Annotated in this window: 14 protein-coding genes; 6 read left to right on the forward strand and 8 right to left on the reverse strand. The window is 42.9% G+C overall.

Annotated elements, in window-relative coordinates:
* Positions 1-106: 106 nt before the first annotated feature.
* Positions 107-1135, reverse strand: a complete 1029-nt coding sequence (locus tag R7P36_RS03115) for a site-2 protease family protein (RefSeq protein WP_005376346.1) — start codon at positions 1133-1135, stop codon at positions 107-109.
* Between the two features lie 422 nt (positions 1136-1557).
* On the opposite strand from R7P36_RS03115, the gene R7P36_RS03120 reads away from it, so the two are divergent.
* From R7P36_RS03120 to R7P36_RS03135, 4 genes are all read left to right on the forward strand, one after another.
* Positions 1558-2793, forward strand: coding sequence for an outer membrane protein transport protein (locus R7P36_RS03120; protein ID WP_005376347.1), 1236 nt, complete (start codon positions 1558-1560; stop codon positions 2791-2793).
* Between the two features lie 20 nt (positions 2794-2813).
* Complete coding sequence (locus R7P36_RS03125; protein WP_005376348.1) at positions 2814-5222, forward strand: VolA/Pla-1 family phospholipase; 2409 nt, start codon at positions 2814-2816, stop codon at positions 5220-5222.
* Positions 5223-5358: 136 nt separating this feature from the next.
* Complete coding sequence (locus tag R7P36_RS03130; protein ID WP_017634171.1) at positions 5359-5568, forward strand: YgdI/YgdR family lipoprotein; 210 nt, start codon at positions 5359-5361, stop codon at positions 5566-5568.
* A 289-nt stretch (positions 5569-5857) separates the two neighbouring features.
* A complete protein-coding gene (locus tag R7P36_RS03135; protein WP_005376350.1) occupies positions 5858-6415 on the forward strand; it encodes a PhnA domain-containing protein in 558 nt (185 codons plus the stop codon).
* A 184-nt stretch (positions 6416-6599) separates the two neighbouring features.
* On the opposite strand, the gene R7P36_RS03140 is transcribed toward R7P36_RS03135, so the two are convergent.
* The 3 genes from R7P36_RS03140 to R7P36_RS03150 all read right to left on the reverse strand — a co-directional run bounded on the left by R7P36_RS03140 (position 6600) and on the right by R7P36_RS03150 (position 10456).
* Positions 6600-6791, reverse strand: a complete 192-nt coding sequence (locus tag R7P36_RS03140) for a hypothetical protein (protein WP_005376351.1) — start codon at positions 6789-6791, stop codon at positions 6600-6602.
* A 280-nt stretch (positions 6792-7071) separates the two neighbouring features.
* Entirely contained in the window at positions 7072-8091 is a 1020-nt protein-coding gene (locus tag R7P36_RS03145; RefSeq protein WP_033907086.1) for a TerC/Alx family metal homeostasis membrane protein, read from the reverse strand.
* Between the two features lie 622 nt (positions 8092-8713).
* Positions 8714-10456 carry a bifunctional metallophosphatase/5'-nucleotidase gene (locus R7P36_RS03150; protein ID WP_171342931.1) on the reverse strand — a complete coding sequence of 581 codons (1743 nt, stop codon included), beginning with the start codon at positions 10454-10456 and terminating at the stop codon, positions 8714-8716.
* A gap of 268 nt (positions 10457-10724) precedes the next feature.
* Between R7P36_RS03150 and R7P36_RS03155 the strand changes: the two genes are divergently transcribed.
* Positions 10725-12359: an ATP-dependent endonuclease gene (locus R7P36_RS03155; protein ID WP_047103581.1), complete on the forward strand. Its 1635-nt coding sequence runs from the start codon at positions 10725-10727 to the stop codon at positions 12357-12359.
* Positions 12360-12512: 153 nt separating this feature from the next.
* Here the strand turns inward: R7P36_RS03155 and R7P36_RS03160 are convergent, their stop codons facing one another.
* Complete coding sequence (locus tag R7P36_RS03160; protein WP_017634175.1) at positions 12513-12995, reverse strand: DUF1097 domain-containing protein; 483 nt, start codon at positions 12993-12995, stop codon at positions 12513-12515.
* Between the two features lie 227 nt (positions 12996-13222).
* Entirely contained in the window at positions 13223-14128 is a 906-nt protein-coding gene (locus R7P36_RS03165) for a LysR substrate-binding domain-containing protein (protein ID WP_054575170.1), read from the reverse strand.
* 301 nt (positions 14129-14429) lie between these two features.
* Here R7P36_RS03165 and focA point away from each other — a divergent pair, with 301 nt between their 5' ends.
* Complete coding sequence (gene focA, locus R7P36_RS03170; RefSeq protein ID WP_213899978.1) at positions 14430-15881, forward strand: formate transporter FocA; 1452 nt, start codon at positions 14430-14432, stop codon at positions 15879-15881.
* A gap of 137 nt (positions 15882-16018) precedes the next feature.
* On the opposite strand, the gene R7P36_RS03175 is transcribed toward focA, so the two are convergent.
* Both R7P36_RS03175 and R7P36_RS03180 read right to left on the reverse strand, forming a co-directional pair.
* Entirely contained in the window at positions 16019-16588 is a 570-nt protein-coding gene (locus R7P36_RS03175; RefSeq protein ID WP_017634178.1) for a YceI family protein, read from the reverse strand.
* Positions 16585-17124 (reverse strand): cytochrome b, encoded by a 540-nt coding sequence (locus R7P36_RS03180; RefSeq protein ID WP_025767789.1) that lies wholly within the window; start codon positions 17122-17124, stop codon positions 16585-16587. Before R7P36_RS03180 ends, R7P36_RS03175 begins: the two co-directional genes overlap by 4 nt.
* Positions 17125-17183: the final 59 nt, after the last annotated feature.

A 17183-nucleotide genomic window follows, 5' to 3' on the forward strand; every position in this document is an offset into this window, starting at 1 on the left:
GAGTAGTTTTACAGGCAAAGCCGAAACGGATGATAACCACCTACTGAAGTAGGTGGTTTAGGGCTGAAAATAAAAAAGCTCCCTAGGGAGCTTTTAATGATTCTAATCAAGTGCCCAATATCTGTAGCGGCAAACTTAACAAACTATCTCCGAGAGTGGCAAAATACCAGATGATAGAAACAAAACCTCCGACAGAGACCAAGTACCAAGCCAGTGAGAATAGCTGCCCATAACGGGTTAATGGCAATAAATGGCTTTGATGTCGAGCTCTCCATTCCATCACCACTTCCAACATTCCCATTAACAATAAAAACCCTAGCAACGTCAGACCGAAATAGTAACTGATAAAAATGCCTAATAAAGCGGTCGCAATACTGCCAACTAACCCGACCCAAGTATTCATTGAGAAGGTAATACTTTTGAGCACATGGCCACCATCTAATGGTAAAATAGGCAGCAGATTAAATAGGTTTAGCAAGGCGTTAAACACAGCAAGCCCAGCGAAGATCACCTCACCAGTCATCCAATAAAGCAAAGTAAAAACAATACTAAGTACTAAACCGAAAAATGGTCCCATGATTGAGATAACCACATCCTGCCAGCGCGTGTTTATCTTTTCGTCACTTAGCGCCAAACCACCTAGGAATGGAATCAAATAGATTCCTTTGGTCTTCATTCCAAAATACTTCATCGCTCTAATGTGACCATATTCATGGAAAACCAAACAAGCGATCAACGCTAGCGCGAACTCGATGGAAAATAGCCAAGAATATGCAGCGAGACTTGCAGACGCTAACGCCACTTTAATAACTTTCGCACTTTTAAGTGCTTTCATCCCAAGAGATACGAGGCCTATTACACTTAAACGCTTTTCGGATGGTGGCGTAACTTCTGGCACTTGGCGCTCGATGTCTTTTTCATTTCGACAACCTTCATTGATGAGCTCACCGTTAATTGTGACCTTGTAACTCAATTCAAACGGTTGCCATGTTAAAGAACACTCCAAATGACAGTTCAGGATTTCCTCACCCGCAGAGAGCTTAAACTGGTGTAGACAAGTCTCTGCGGTATTGTCACTGGCATCGATTTGAGACACCAACGTATTATCCCAATATAACTGCTGCCACCCAGCCATCGATCCTTCGAGCCTTAGCGAACGACCTAAAAATTCAACATTCAGTAATTCCAATGCGGTTCCTATTGCGTCTATTGAATAACTACATAGCGAGCGCGAATTATGCCTGTGAAGTGAAGAAACCGCAAAGCGAGCTATCTCTTGATTTGATCGTTATTTAACTATAAAGCTCGCAAAACAATTCTGGTCGTACCATTCTCTTCAAAAATATAACGATAATACATGCCCTTACAAGCCATCGTTTGACCTATGCATCATATTTAAAACGCAAAATACGCTCAAACTTTGACAAGTTATTAAACATACAATTAACATTACATTTACATCACCGTTGTATTTCGCGTATTAACAATTGGTGTAAGTACCACACAACAATTACAAGGACTTCGGTCCAGCATTATGACACCCTAGGAGGGTCAAGGATGAACAAGAAGCACTGCTCTCTGCTTACAATTTCAATATTGTTTGCGTGTAATGCCCACTCAGCGGGCTTCCAGGTAGCTGAACATTCGGCATCTGGTCTTGGTCGAGCATTTTCAGGTGAAGGGGCTGTCGCAGATAATGCCAGCGTCCTTGCCCGTAACCCTGCAGCAATGACACTTTTCAAAGAAGCTCAATTTTCGGGCGCGTTATCTATCATCGACCCTGAAGTCGATGTGTACGACACTGTAAACAATGAACACGCGAAAGATGTCGCTCCTTTACAGATCGTGCCAGCAGGTTATTACATCAGCCCTATCAATGATAACTGGGCTTGGGGTATCGGTATGTTCACAACATACGGTGTTGCTACCGACTATCCAAATGATATTTCCGCAGGTGATATGGCGGGTGACACTTCCCTACTTTCAGTAAACATCAACCCTAATGTCGCTTACCGTATCAACGAGTCTTTCAGTGTCGGTGGTGGTATCAACCTCGTATACGCTGAAGCAGAGCTGACTCGTCACAAAGGCGCACTCGCCGGTATTTTAGGTGGTAATAAGTCCGATAACCTTGTCGGCATGGAAGGCGAAACTTTCGCTTGGGGTTGGAATGTCGGCGCTTTATTTGAGCTAAATGAAAACAACCGTTTTGGCTTTGGCTACCGCTCTAAGGTTGATCTAGATTTTGATGACGGTGAGTTTAGTAGTTACGACTCTGGTCGAGCTTCATCACCAAAAGTTGATGGCCGTTTAAAAATCTCTCTCCCTTCAATTATCGAATTATCGGCTTTCCATCAACTGAATGAACAATGGGCTGTACATTACGGCTGGCAACAAACCGACTGGAGCACATTTAAAGAACTAAAAGCGACCAGTAACGAATGTAATGACGGAGTATGTTTCTTTAAACCTGAGAAATATGAAGACAACAATCGCTACTCCATTGGTGCAACTTACATACTTAATACAGACTGGACATTCCGTGCAGGCTTTGCGTACGACGAACAAGCAGGTGAAGCGACATTGAGTATCCCTGACAGTGACCGTTTTTGGTACAGCGCGGGCCTAACTTACGCAATGAGTGAGAATTTAACTTTCGATGCAGGCTTTGCACTTGTTAAGAGTAAATCAGGCTCTTTCACTGAGACAAATGCTCTGGGTGAAGAGATTAAGTTTGACTCAGAAGGTACTGCTTACATCAGCGCGGTACAGATGAACTACACCTTCAAATAATGGGATTACGGAGTAAACCAATGAAACACACGTTTAAATTATCAATGCTTTGTTCTGCAATCCTTCTTGCTGGTTGTGGTGATGATACCTCCAGCTCTGGTACTTCCGACAAAGTTCAATTTGAAGATGAAGTCCAAGCATTGCTTGATCGCGAAACATCCATCAGTTTTACGCTTCAAGGAGCGAACGCAGATGTACCGGCACCGTCTTACTTATTAATGGACACAAGCGATGGTACGCTTGGTCTGCCAACTGATGGCGATGATGCTTTAACCAACCCTAGAGCCTCAATGAACACGATGGATGGATGGTCAACGTCTATGCCAATCGTTCTTAACTTCAACGGCGATGGTTTTGCAACGGGCATGCTGTCGTCTGGTGTTAAAGTCATCAAGATTAACCAACGCTTAACCGAGTGGGACGGTAAATCTAACCCAATCGAAGAGGTACTCGTTCAGAATCAGGACTACGTAGTTCAAGCAAAAGGTAGCTCTCTATACATCCAGTTCTTGGCTGCACTTGATGAGTCAAGCGAGTACATTTTTGCGGTTACACAAGATGTTACTGACGTGAATGGTGAGCCAATTGGTACATCAGCAAGTTATGCGACTGGTAAATCGAAAGAAATCGTTTATGAAACTGGCGACCTTGCTTCTGTTCAAGCAGTCACTCAGGCGGTTGAAGGCATTTTTGGTCTAGCTCAAGTTAATCCTAACGACATCGTTTACTCCTCATGGTTCAGTACCCAGTCTGTAGGTGATACGTTAGCGGCAGTCAAAGGAGTAACCGCTACTGGTTTTTCTACTGGCGCAAACACACTAAATACCGTTTACAAAAATGACTCAAACGAAGGTTCAGTAGACTTATCAACGGCCTACACAATAACGCTCGGTGAAACCCAAGACTTTAGCACTGCGCTAGACTCTGACGATGACTTTAGTAAATACATTAGCGATCTAGACGCAGCTAAAACGGCAATTAAAGGCCTTTACATGCAATCAGGTGCCGATGTAAGCGTGACACAAGGTGTGGTAAGACTGCCTCATTACTTGGAAAAAGGCGCAAGCTGGAACATGCAACCAATGGTATCTGCGATGCCAAGCCTAGCGAAGCTAAGCGCAGCATTAGCGGATCCGAACGAGCAAGCAAACATGGTTCAGCAGCTATCAACAGGCGTTTTTGCAAATGATCCTGTTGATGTGACAAAGCTTGCTACAGATCCTACAGAGCAGCTAAAACTTGTTGGAGCTAAGCTTACTCTTACCGATGGTACCCAGCTTGATAGTGAGCGTATTATTACTCGCTACTCGCCTGTTCCCGTAGTGAAATCGGTTGAAGATGTCGAAGTACTGGTCTTCACACCTAAATCTGGCGTCGCGACAGACGTTGTGATTTATCAACACGGCATCACCTCAGCGAAAGAGAATGCGTACGCGTTCGCGTTCAATATGGTAAAAGCTGGTGTGGCAGTTATCGCTATTGACTTACCTATTCATGGTACGCGCAGCTTAGATGAACAACGTTCCGCAAATGCGAATGTACTGGCTTATCTAAATCTTTCCAACTTAGCCGTTGCGCGTGACAACCTACGTCAAAGTGTTCTGGATGTGTTAGGTTTGCGCGCTAGCTTGGTAGTATCTGCTCAAGGCGGTCTTTTAGCTGGAGGTCCTCTGCAAGGCTTCAACCCAATGACGGGTTCAAAAGTCAAAATGCTAGGTCATTCACTTGGCGGTATTGTAGCTACATCTGCCGTCGCAGCAGCAAACAATACATTGGGCAGCCCTTCTGCGGATGCGCTGTACACCTTTAGTTCTGCATCAGTACAGAACTCTGGTGGACAAATTGGTAATTTGTTACTGGGTTCAGACAATTACGGCCCTCAGATCAAACATAACCTCGCTTATGCAGCATCAAAAGACTATGCGAATTACGCTGATGCATCATGTGCGGATCTAGAAGATAAAACATGTTACGAAGCTTTTGAGGCTGCGGCAACGGAAGCTCAAGTAGCAGCGCTAGAAGCAGGTTTCTCACAATTTATCTATGCAGCACAGACTACACTAGACACTGTCGATCCGTTCACAAACGCTTCAGATTTAGTGGCATCTGGCTCGCTAACGACACCATTCTTTATGACAGAAGTGGATGGCGATAGCACAGTACCAAACAGCGTTCCAAATGCACCATTCGCTGGTACTGAACCGCTTGCTAATAAGCTAGGGTTGAAGACTGTGAACAGTACGGACACTACTGTGAATGCAACTGCGAGCTTTGTACAGTTTAATGCTACTGCATCACACAGTACTTTTGCTTCGCCAAATGGCACTCTGTCTGATATTGATCATCATGTAGAGATGCAGATGGAAAACACTGACTTCTTAATGGATGACGCACTAACAGGTGTCACTAACACTTCTGTTTTGAAGTAATCGCAACACCCTTCCTACCAAAGCCCAGTTTCTACTGGGCTTTTTCATTTCAATTCTATTCAAACCCACTCATATTTCCTCTGCTATAGTTAAATCGATGTCTTTGCCTAACTCACTTGTTTAAAAGGAAAACTCTATGCGCGTATTGACTGTTATTGCCACTGTATTACTTCTTTCTGCATGCGGAAGTAGCCAATATCTGATGTCGACAAATGAAGGGAAAATTATTACCTCTTACGGTAAACCAGACCTGAACGAGGAAACGGGTATGTACGAATATGAAGACATGGATGGTAAAGAAATGAGTATTTCAAAAGAGCAAATTGTCCAGATTGTCGAACGCTAACGACAGGCCCTCTGTAAATTAGAGGGCTATGTTCTAGCCACCCTCTCTCTAAATTTACCTCTTTTAGGCTTGTAATCGTTGTAGAAATTGACACAACTAATTCATAAGCCAAAACAATTAATAGTGTCTTTTATACTTCCGTATTATTTATTTAGCGAATATTTTACATCTTCACCTTAATCAGGTTGGAGTATTGTAAAATCTAGTCTTTAATTCGCTAACACCCTTTTATTTCTCAGGATAAAGTGGATAATACCGCCACAAAATAACATTACTAAGGTGAGTCCTTATGTCTATTGAAGCTACTCTGCTTGCGCGCTGCGAGTCAAAATGTGAACTGTGTTCTTCTGAATCTCAACTAACTGCATACGCTGTCCCACCTCACGGTAATGTGACGGTTGATACTGCCATCATGGTTTGTGATAAGTGTCTGGGTGAGATCGATGAGCCAAAAGACATTAACCACTGGCGTTGCCTAAACGAAAGCATGTGGAGCCAGGTTCCTGCTGTACAAGTGACTGCATGGCGCCAACTCACTCGCCTAAACACAGAAAGCTGGGCTCAAGATGCTCTTGACATGATGTACATGGAAGAAGAGCAAATGAACTGGGCGATGAAAGGGATGTCTGCTGACGATAAAACGGTTGACTGTAACGGCACTGAACTTAAGAAAGGTGACGATGTAACAGTAATTAAAGACCTACCAGTAAAAGGCACTAACCAAGTAATCAAACAAGGTACAGTAATTCGTGGTATTAGCCTTGGCGATGATCCAAAGCTAGTTTCGGGTAAGGCAAATGGTGGTCAGTCGATGTACGTGATCGCAGAATACTGCCGCAAGAAGTAATATCTCACTTCAGTCAAGTCAAAACGGGGCACCAATGGTGCTCCGTTTTTCTATACAACACTTAATCTACTATCATGTCTACCTCCTCTAGAGTGTTTCTTTTCTAGGGCGTAGGTTGAGTAGGCATGTTTTACAAATAAAAAATACCGGCTCATAGGCCGGTATTTCTTACACTATTTCAATATTAACGGTACATACCGATGTCTTTTTGAATATGTGCTGACAAGTCTTCTGCGTAGTAACTGCGTGGCGCAGTGTTATCTACAAATAGAATGTCCAGTAAGTGAGCAATCAGTCCTTTGAAGTTAACCGCGTAGGTTTTCTTATCCATAGAGGTTGGTAAAGCTACATTTGTCATTTGCATTGCTTGTGCCATGATTGCCTCTCTTTAAAAGCAGTAGTCTGTTTAGTTGGTTGTATATTAGTCAGTTTCTTATTGTTTAAGAAATGACAAATTTTACCCATTAAGATTAGAATTTCTAATAAAACAAACTCATTACAAAACTCAAAAAATACAAATGAATAATAACGGCATAAATAATCACAATTTCTGTAATTACATTGAATAACTGAACATTGCCTGCATAATCGACCCTTAAGTCACAACATATATTTAACAATATTTTTCGTTATTTCTTTTGATTTTTGTGCTTACTTTATATTTTTTGATTAGTAATATTAACGCTAGTTTGACGCTTCGCTTTATTTTTTAGGAGTGATGCCACCACTGCCGATGTCATCACAACAACTAAAAATGTGAGAGACCATGCTGTCGGAATCTCATATTCTGTTCCAACCAATAGCATTTTTACCCCGATAAACATCATGATTACTGATAATGCTGGTTTTAAGTATACAAACTTGTCTAACATTGCTTGAAGAACAAAGTACAGCGATCGCAAACCCAATAATGCAAATACGTTCGCGGCTAAGACTAAAAATGGCTCTCGCGTTACCGCGAATATAGCTGGTATAGAATCCAACGCAAACATAACGTCCATTACTGCAATGACACCAACAACGATCAGCATCGGTGTTGCCACCCACTTACCAGCTTGCTTTAAGATTAAGTGATTTCCTTGGTAGTCATCTGTAACTGGCAATACCTTTCGAATCAACTGCTCCGGATATGGATTAACTTCTTCTGCTTCGCCTTTGTCGCGAGCTAGCTTAACACCTGTCCAAATAAGGAAAGCAGCAAATAAGTACAATACCCAGTGATACTGTGCAAGTAACTGAGCACCAACCGCAATCATGACAGCGCGTAAAACTAGCGCACCTATCACCCCCCAAAGCAATGCTCTCGGACGCAAATGCTCCGGCACACTGTATTGTGCAAAGATGATGGCAAACACAAACAAGTTATCAACGCTTAACGACTTCTCTAGTAAGTAACCTGTTAAGAATGAAATCGTTGCTTTGTCGTTCGTATAAGCGCTATGTGGCGCGTAAAAGTCCCAGAATAAATAAATAGAACCTGCAAAAACAAAGGCAAGCAAGAACCAAAAAACACTCCAAACGATGGCTTTTTTCATCGTGATAACGCCACCACGTGTTTGATAGATATCAAGCGTAACAAGAACAAGGGTAAATAAACCAAAAGCACCATACATCGCTAATGATTCTTGAAGAGGCACCGATTGGCTCAATTGGGTGGTATTTTCGATAAGAGACATATTTCCTCCCATGGCGGAAGGACTTCGTTTGGTGACCTTCCGCAGACAATAACAACCAACAGCCACATAACGATTATGTGCTGCTAGTCAATGAATGCGTTGGTCTCGTTGAAGTGTTGATGTGAATAAACCACGTAACACCTTTACTTACCGGATAAGCTGATGCTTAACGAGATGACGATAAGTAAACTTGCGCTAACTACTCCCCAAACGCCGACATAATAACGCCGAGCGTCAGGCTTTCCAACAAAAAAGCCTTGTCTTATCGAAATAAAATTCTTATCAAAAATCAGGAAGCACTATAAAAAGAAAGAAATGGATTCAACCACCTGAACTTTAGTAAACAGACAAAAAGCAGCAAATGGCTCAAGACAAACTCTTCATTGGTTAGAGCCCTAACGGGGAAGATAGATACAAAAAAGGAGCATTACTGCTCCCTTTTGTAACATCCACATTCTTAGCAATTCAAAAGCCGCTTAGAGGCACAAAGTAGACCAGTGTTGACCAAATTGCGATCCAGGCAACCACGACTGCCGTATCTGCCCAATCTTTATTCCACATACTGCCACCCTCATCAACCCATGTAGTAAGTGGAGAGCAGCAAAATCAATACCAGTATCTATTATCGACGTCGCTTTGTGTAAAGTTTGTGACTTTGATTCAAACAGTTTGGCTCATCGGTCAGGAGTTCAATAAAACAATCAGCCATGGACAAACTGGTCACACGCCCTTCTCCTTTCATCTCCTGCAATGCGTCGTACCCCTCTTTCCCTTTCATCGTATAGGCAGAAGAAGTCCCTCGATACCAAACATCATCTTGAACACCTACCCATTGTTTACCATCAAAAATCACTAATGATTGAACTCTTTCACCTTTTGGGGCATCTGCGTGGTACTCGAAGTTTAAATTGTAAGTGTACGGATAACTGCCAGATCCAGTGCCTTCTACGCCATTGTTGAGTGCATTATTTATCGCGCCTTCAAGTGCACGGCGAATAGCGCTGCCTTTTACATCGTAAAAGCCGATAGGAACGGCAAAAGGCAACAGCCGTCCGGCAATGTCTGCCACTGTGATGTTGCCAGGGTTCAAAGAGGTTCGCACGCCACCCGCATTATGAATTGCAAATTGAACGTCATATCCACGTTTGTTTAAACAGTGCAGAAATGATCGTGCAACGGAGGAAGCCAACTCACTCTCACCAAATTCATCGGGAATTCTCACATGACGCTTTTTGGTGTCAACACTAGCAATGACTTGTGACTGTAACTGCCTGACCTGAGGAATATATTTATCGCTCAGGATCGCTTGAGTTTCCGGGTGTTTCTTACAAACCACGACATTCGGTTGACCATGGATGAAGTCGCACGCGGTTTCGAATACATCTTGGTCGAGCTGTTGGTTTAGCGTCGAGTCCCAAAAAATACGTCGACCAAGCAACAGTTCATTTTGTCCACTCAACATCGTTGCTTTACCGTGTTCATCAAACTCAATGACGCAGTGCCCCATTGTCAAAGCATGGAAACCCGCTTGCACCACATAGGTATCATTAATTTTGATACCGTAGGGATCGTCTTGTCCTAACCCTATTGATGAAAAATCACCTTGCAACCGGTGGCTGTGTCCACCAACAATTATACCAATACCTGCGACTTGCTCAGCTAACTCTAAATCACCTTCATAACCTAAGTGGCTCAGAAGAATAATATTTTTTATACCTGATGAATGGATTTGTTTTACGGTCGCCTTAGCGGTTTCAATAGCTGAGTGAAAAGGCGTGTCTGCATCAGGGTTTGCGATGTCGCTCATTTTATCTATGGATAATCCGAAAATCGCGACCCGCTCGCCATGGAATTCTTTAACAATGTATTGAGCGCTCTGTGTATCCGGTTGGTAACTATATACATCCTTGCAATCACTGATACGGTGAGGTTTTTTTAGCGATTCATTGGATAAATCCCAGTTGCCAGCAAGCAATGGGAACTGAGTACGTTGGCAAAACAATGCAACTGGCTCATTCCCCATATCTAATTCATGATTGCCTAACGCCATTGCATCAATCTTTAATGCGTTCAATAAGTCGGCATTGGCTTTGCCTTTAAATAGTGAGAAATACAGCGTGCCTTGGAAGCAATCTCCGGCGTGGAGGAACAACATCCCGTGACCTTGGCGCTGAGCATCATCTCTTAACTGCTCGACTCGGGTTGCGATACGAGAAAAGCCGCCAGCACTGACATAAGGCTCTAGCGTGAGTTCATTGTTTATCTTAAGCTTTAACTGTAATGACGTTGGTTCAAAGTAGGAATGTGTGTCATTGATGTGTGCCAGTTTGATTCTCACTGGCTTATGATTGTTATTCATCTTCATCTTCTCTTTTTTCATTCCTTATAATAATAAGAAGTGAATCATGACAGAATCATGAATTTTATGAAACTGCGATTTAGGATTTCATGTTTAAGTGATCACGATGCTGTCCCCCGGCTTTGAAAGCAAGCCTCGCTTGTAACGGTCTCTATTCAGTAAGAGGCTCTCGTAATTTTGTGAACTGAGCTTAACTCAAAAATTTCGAATTCATATATGCTTAGGAGTAGCAAAATAACTCTCGATAATTCAAATAATTGCAAGGAGGATTGAGATGAGACTAGAACGCATCGAAATCTCCGGGTTTAGAGGCATCAAACGCCTTTCACTCTCTTTTGACGAACTCACCACGCTCATCGGTGAAAACACGTGGGGCAAATCATCATTACTCGATGCCCTTTCCATCGCATTACCTGCCAATGGCTCATTGTATCAATTCAAACTGAAAGATTTTCACGTTGACTACTCAATTTCTCATCCACAAACACAACACTTACAGATCATTGTTTGTTTTAAAGCGCAGGATAAAAACGAAGTAAAAGCGGGACGCTACAGACGCATAAAGCCTACATGGTGTACCAACGAAGATGGTGAGCAAGTCATTTACTATCGTATTAGTGCGTCTCGCGATGAGCATGGCATTAATACAGAGTACGCGTTTTTGGATCATAACGGCAAACCCAAAAAACTTCACCACTCAGAGAAACTCGCTATTGAGTTAATGACACTTCATCCTGTAATCCGACTACGTGACTCCCGACGCTTCCCTGATTTAAACCATGTCAACGGCGATGGTAAAAATGCTCGGATTGAAAAACGAATCAACAACACCTGTCGACGCTTATTGGCCATGCCTGGCCATGTGAATAAAGGTGAGATTCGTAGTAGCCTCGACTCAATGCAAACGCTTGTTGAACACTATTTCGCGTTCAGAAGTGTCAGTAAAGGTAACCCACGCAAACCTCGTGATGGTCTTTTCTATACAAGCCCTTCCTCTGATAAAGGTTTGAGTCAGTTCTTGAAAGAAACCAATGACAAACAAAGCCGCTTGCTCTTAATGGGGTTACTCAATGCCTATCTTCAAGCTAAAGGCCCCACCGATTTAAGGCGCTGTGCGAGACCAATACTGATCATTGAAGATCCAGAAGGTCGACTGCATCCAACTCATCTAGCGAGAGCGTGGTCCTTATTGCAATTGTTGCCAATGCAAAAGATATTAACCACCAACAGTGGCACGTTACTCGGTTCTGTTCCACTGTATTCAATTCGACGTTTAATTCGGCTATCAGACAGAACCATCGCTAAGAGTTTAAACTCAACAAAGTTTGGTCGAGACGAGTTGCGCCGAATTGGTTTCCATATTCGTTTTCATCGTTCAGGAGCATTATTTGCGCGGTGCTGGTTACTTGTTGAAGGCGAAACCGAAGTTTGGCTTTTTCATGAACTGGCTCGTCAATGCGGGTATGACTTGGCTGCCGAAGGGGTTCAAATCGTTGAGTTTGCTCAATCAGGTCTAAAATCACTCATCAAAGTAGCAAAAGAGTTTGGTATTGATTGGCATGTCGTTACCGATGGCGACCCAGCAGGGAAAAAGTACGCGCATGCAGTACGAGCACAGCTCGACCATGATCAGGAAAGGCATCGACTTACGGAATTACCCGACCGAGACATCGAGCACTTTCTGTACAACAATGGGTTTGAACTTTTCTTTAAGGACATCATCAAAGTTCCTCATGACCACCCTATCCCTGCTAAAAAAGTCGTAAATCGTGTTTTGAAAAAACATGCAAAACCGGACTTAGCTTTGGCTATTGTTTCTCATTGTGAAGAGAAAGGCATGGAGTGTATTCCTGTTCTTCTGCGCTGGACACTTAAACGCGTTGTTACCATGGCCAACGGCAATACATGAGTTAGGCGTATTTTGCACTCAGCGTATTGTCTTGTAATACAAAAAAAGCACACCAATTTGGTGTGCTTGTATCAAACATCATTAATTTTGATTAAGGGTATTGGGAGGGATAAAACTCAATACACAGTGGATACCAATAAGATCGGGGGTTCACTACTGTGCTTGCTCAGCAAGCGAAGATGAAGTAGCGGTTGATTTCGTATGCAACCATAGCCCTGTCGCTTTCATTAGATAGCCAAACACACCACCTAGCAACAACGATGGAATAACAAGTTGCCAGTTTCCATCAGCCGCAAATGTTGCGCATGAACCAATAAAAGTACCAGGGATGTACGCGAGCCAAGCCTGTTTAGCTTGAATACACATGAAGAATGCCACAATAGCGGTAATCACATAGCCAATAATTTCCAACCCAACGTAAGTGGAACCGTGAATAATTACCATTGCCCAGAATACGCCTGTCATATTGGTGATTAAGCTGATGCCTAGTCCTTTCAATCCGCTCGTTGGCGCTGCAAAGTAGCTCGTGCAACCTAAAAAACCAGCCCAAGAAAGCAAACCTAAAGAGATGGCGATCCAACCCCATACGCCAGATAAAATTCCAGTAGTGATAGAAATAGCTAAAAGTGTCGTCATGGTAGTCATACCTACTCGGCTATTATCGTACCTATATGGTTCAATAACTGCCTTCATACATTGAAATCAAGGACACATGTTAGATACATCAGCTCAGCTTATCGGTGATATTGATCACAATAAGATATTATTATTTTCACAATTTACATTAAAAGTTTGACGCAACCGATAAATCAACAGATTTAGGGAATAAACCAACTCATCTCGTAGGCATATTTAATCAACCTTTAAAGAACTGAAGGCTTCCCTTTCATCATTCGCAGTCCCTCTCTTTTAATGCAGTCGATTAATGGGTTTTCTGCCATATCTGAACGCCATATAAATGAAAGCGTCCTTTCCATTTTTAACTCAGGTACATTTAATGCCACAAGATGACCTGCTTCTATATATCGCTCTACATCTAAATACGGTAAGCAAGTAAGGTACTGACCATTAGCAACTAAACTACGTAATACCGGAACGTGTTCGTACTCGCGCCACACATCCAAATCTTCAATAAGGTGGTGAATAGAACTATCAAATGTTTTTCGTGTGCCAGAGCCATGCTCTCTTAGTACCCACTTCGCTTGCTCTAACTGCGCAAGGCTAACAGACTGATTACGAGCAAAAGGATGATGAGAAGCTGCGACAACAGTAAGATGATCACGACACCATACCTCTTGGTGTAAACGGTTATCATCACAGCGCCCTTCAATAATCCCTAAGTCATACTTGTAATCTAATACCCCATCAATCACCCCTTTTGTACTTTGTACACCGAGGGAAATACGCATTTCTGGAAAGTCATTATCAATGATACTGATAAGGTCGGGAACTAAGTGCTCTGCTGGGGTTTGACTCGCTCCCATACGAATCTCACCACTCAATAAATGTTGCTCATAGAAGCCCATTTCAATCTGCAATGCATCTTGTAGCAAGCGTTTTGCTTTTGGTCGTAACCACATCCCCCAATGGGTTAACGCCATTTGCTTGCCTTGCCTCTCAAACAACGGCCTGCCAAGCATCTTCTCTAATTGCGCAAGCGACATACTCGTCGCTGATTGTGTCAAAGCCAATTTTTCTGCGGCTTGGCTTACACTGCCGGTATCTGCAACTGCGTCGAAAACCGCTAATTGCTTAAGTGAGTAGCGCAAAGTGTCCTCCATTATTAGTGGGTATTTCCCAATCCCCACAATTGTTAAAGCATGCCCCAATAAGCAATAGAGTTCATTTTACCCGGCCCCGTAAAGTTATCAATTAATTTGATGAGGTTTCTAAATATTATCAATTTTACCTTACTAACCGTTCTCCCTATTCTGATTACGCGGTTCGGGAACACCGCAAGCCTCAATGGTTTTGAAACCGAAGTCATTGAGGCTCTTAATAAAAACAACAATTTCATTTTTGAGTTAATAACCAAGGATTTTTTATGCGATTACAAATTAAGGAGTCAATATGGCGGTGACCAGTTCTCAAAATCACCAGTATTTTTCTCCAAAAGAGATGATGGTTGAAGCGGAAAAATTTGCGTTAAGTAAGGCAAACAAAACCAGCAGTATGACATTAAGCCTCGCCATTATGGCCGGCGCGTTCATCGGGTTAGCATTCTTGTTTTACATCACAGTGACCACCGGCAGTACGAGCGCTGGTTGGGGCTTGAGTCGCCTAGCTGGTGGACTCGCATTTAGCATGGGATTGATCCTCATAGTGATCTGCGGTGGTGAATTATTTACCAGCTCCGTCCTATCCAGTATTTCTTGGGCCAATAAGCAAATCTCGTTCGGTAAGATGCTTTCGATCTGGGGCAAAGTTTACGTTGGTAACTTTATTGGTGCGATGTTCCTACTTGCGCTGGTTACTGCTGCTGGTCTTTATCAGATGGATGGCGGTCAATGGGGATTAAATGCGCTTAACATCGCACAACACAAACTTCACCACACTCTCATTCAAGCGTTTGCACTCGGTATTCTCTGTAACCTGTTGGTCTGCCTAGCGATTTGGCTGACATTTAGTTCTGCAAATGCAATGACAAAAGCAGCAATGACAATTTTGCCTGTGGCAATGTTTGTCAGCAGCGGTTTTGAGCACTGTGTTGCGAACATGTTTATGGTTCCACTTGGTATTGTTATCGCGAATTTTGCACCTGAATCTTTTTGGGCATCTGTCGGTGTGCCCGCGTCACAATACACAGACCTAAACATTAGCCACTTTATTACCGCTAACTTAATTCCTGTCACGCTTGGCAACATCGTCGGCGGAGCGGTATTAGTTGGCCTTTCAAACTGGTGTATTTTTCGCCGACCAGAACTAAAAGCAGCGAATATTTCTTCTATCACTACAACTACAACACTGTCGTCAGTTAAGGATTTCACCATGAAAAATGCCTCTTTTGTTAAAGACATTATGAACCAAAAACCAGTCACCATTCGTGCAGAAACGCCAATTGCAGCCGCGCTGGATGTGTTACTTGATAACAACGTAACTAGCGCACCTGTTGTAGACGTACAAAATCGATTAGTTGGCTTCTTCTCTGCTCACGATGTGATGGTAGAACTATGGTGTGAGGACTACATTCCGGTGAAAGACCAAAAAGTCGTCGACATCATGAGCCGAGATGTGGTCGCAATTGACGCTGGTGATCGCCTCGTTGATGTTGTGGAATTCCTATGTATCGATAAAGAGCAGTTGTACCCAGCGAGCAGTATGGGTATTGCCACTCGCTTGACGTCTTTGTCTCTCGAAGAACGCGCTAAAAGTATCAAAGTAAGTAAGCCACAAGTGCTTCCTGTGCTTGAAAATGGGCAGATGGTCGGGGTGGTTACTCGTACTGAAGTATTAAAAGCACTACGCCCGATTTTTGGTGAGCGTTTAAACCTAGTGGAAAAAAGCGAGTTAGAAACAGCGTAATTCGCTAAACATTTACAACGTCTATTGGCTTTCAATCGCTATCACTGACGGGTTTATCGATGTTAGTGATGTGATTAAGATAATAAAAAAGCGCTCTTCAAGTGAAGAGCGCTTTTAGTGTATCTAAAAGGAACTAATTACTTCTTAATACCTTCGATATGAAGTTCCATATCGACGTAGCTTGAAGCACCCATTACTGGGATGTCAAAGTCAGCAAGCTCTAGGCGAGTGTTGCCAACAAAGCCAGCGCGCTCGCCGCCCCATGGGTCACTGCCAGCACCAACGAATTCAGCCTCAATAGTAATAGGCTTAGTAACACCGTGTAGCGTTAGATCACCAGTTACATCTAGTTTGCCATTGCCTTTATCAACCACTTTTGTGCTCGTAAAGGTTGCTTCACTGTATTTACCAGCATCGATAAAGTCACCACTACGAATGTGTTTGTCACGTTCAGCATGGTTTGAATCTAGGCTGGTTGTATCAACAACAACATTTACTTTTGAGTCAGCAATGTTGTTTTCATCAAAAGAAAAGTCACCAGAAAATGTATTGAAACGACCTTTGATGAAACTGTAACCCAAGTGGCTAACTTTAAAGTTGATTGAAGCGTGAGCACCTTTGGTATCGATGACATAATCTGCAGCTTGCGCACCAAATGGCAGTGCCATAGCGATAGCTAATCCTGTAGCGAAAAGTGACTTTTTCATTTTGAAGCTCCTAACATTTTTCTTAATGTGTTGTCTTTATCGATAAAGTGGTGTTTTAGTGCAGCAATAGCATGTAAGCCTGCAATCAGGATGACTGCCCAAGCTGCATAGAAGTGAATCTCACCTGCAATATCTGATTGGCCTGGGAATAACTCTCCCGCTCCTGGCACGGTGAACCAATTAAACACTTCGATGCCGCGTCCATCAGACGTTGAAATGAGGTAACCTGAAACAAAGATGGTGATCAATAGTAGGTACATGACACCATGCGCTGCTTTAGCAGCAAGCACTTCGTAACGTTTGCCTTCTACCTTTGGTGACGCCGTCACATGTTTCCATACGATGCGTGCCAAAGTTAAAATAGCGAGTAAAATACCGACAGAGCGATGGTAATGCGGCGCAGTTCGATACCATTCGCTGTAATAGCTAAGGTCGACCATCCACAAACCCACTGCAAATAGACCAATAATGCACAGCGCTGATAACCAATGCATCACGCGTGCAGTAAGGTTGTAATTCTTTACCAGTGTATCCATCTCAAGTTCCTAGATATATTCCTAAGTTAATGCTGAGCAAGAAACACTACATTAACCTA

Origin of the sequence: Vibrio sp. 397 (assembly GCF_033339395.1) — a bacterium.
Classification (GTDB): Bacteria; Pseudomonadota; Gammaproteobacteria; order Enterobacterales; family Vibrionaceae; genus Vibrio; species Vibrio alginolyticus.

Bases quoted from the DNA above. Each gene is read 5' to 3' on its own strand.
- R7P36_RS03115 (WP_005376346.1), bottom strand. From the start codon at position 1,135: ATGGCTGGGTGGCAGCAGTTATATTGGGATAATACGTTGGTGTCTCAA.
- R7P36_RS03120 (WP_005376347.1), top strand. From the start codon at position 1,558: ATGAACAAGAAGCACTGCTCTCTGCTTACAATTTCAATATTGTTTGCG.
- R7P36_RS03125 (WP_005376348.1), top strand. From the start codon at position 2,814: ATGAAACACACGTTTAAATTATCAATGCTTTGTTCTGCAATCCTTCTT.
- R7P36_RS03130 (WP_017634171.1), top strand. From the start codon at position 5,359: ATGCGCGTATTGACTGTTATTGCCACTGTATTACTTCTTTCTGCATGC.
- R7P36_RS03135 (WP_005376350.1), top strand. From the start codon at position 5,858: ATGTCTATTGAAGCTACTCTGCTTGCGCGCTGCGAGTCAAAATGTGAA.
- R7P36_RS03140 (WP_005376351.1), bottom strand. From the start codon at position 6,791: ATGGCACAAGCAATGCAAATGACAAATGTAGCTTTACCAACCTCTATG.
- R7P36_RS03145 (WP_033907086.1), bottom strand. From the start codon at position 8,091: ATGTCTCTTATCGAAAATACCACCCAATTGAGCCAATCGGTGCCTCTT.
- R7P36_RS03150 (WP_171342931.1), bottom strand. From the start codon at position 10,456: ATGAAGATGAATAACAATCATAAGCCAGTGAGAATCAAACTGGCACAC.
- R7P36_RS03155 (WP_047103581.1), top strand. From the start codon at position 10,725: ATGAGACTAGAACGCATCGAAATCTCCGGGTTTAGAGGCATCAAACGC.
- R7P36_RS03160 (WP_017634175.1), bottom strand. From the start codon at position 12,995: ATGACGACACTTTTAGCTATTTCTATCACTACTGGAATTTTATCTGGC.
- focA (WP_213899978.1), top strand. From the start codon at position 14,430: ATGGCGGTGACCAGTTCTCAAAATCACCAGTATTTTTCTCCAAAAGAG.
- R7P36_RS03175 (WP_017634178.1), bottom strand. From the start codon at position 16,588: ATGAAAAAGTCACTTTTCGCTACAGGATTAGCTATCGCTATGGCACTG.
- R7P36_RS03180 (WP_025767789.1), bottom strand. From the start codon at position 17,124: ATGGATACACTGGTAAAGAATTACAACCTTACTGCACGCGTGATGCAT.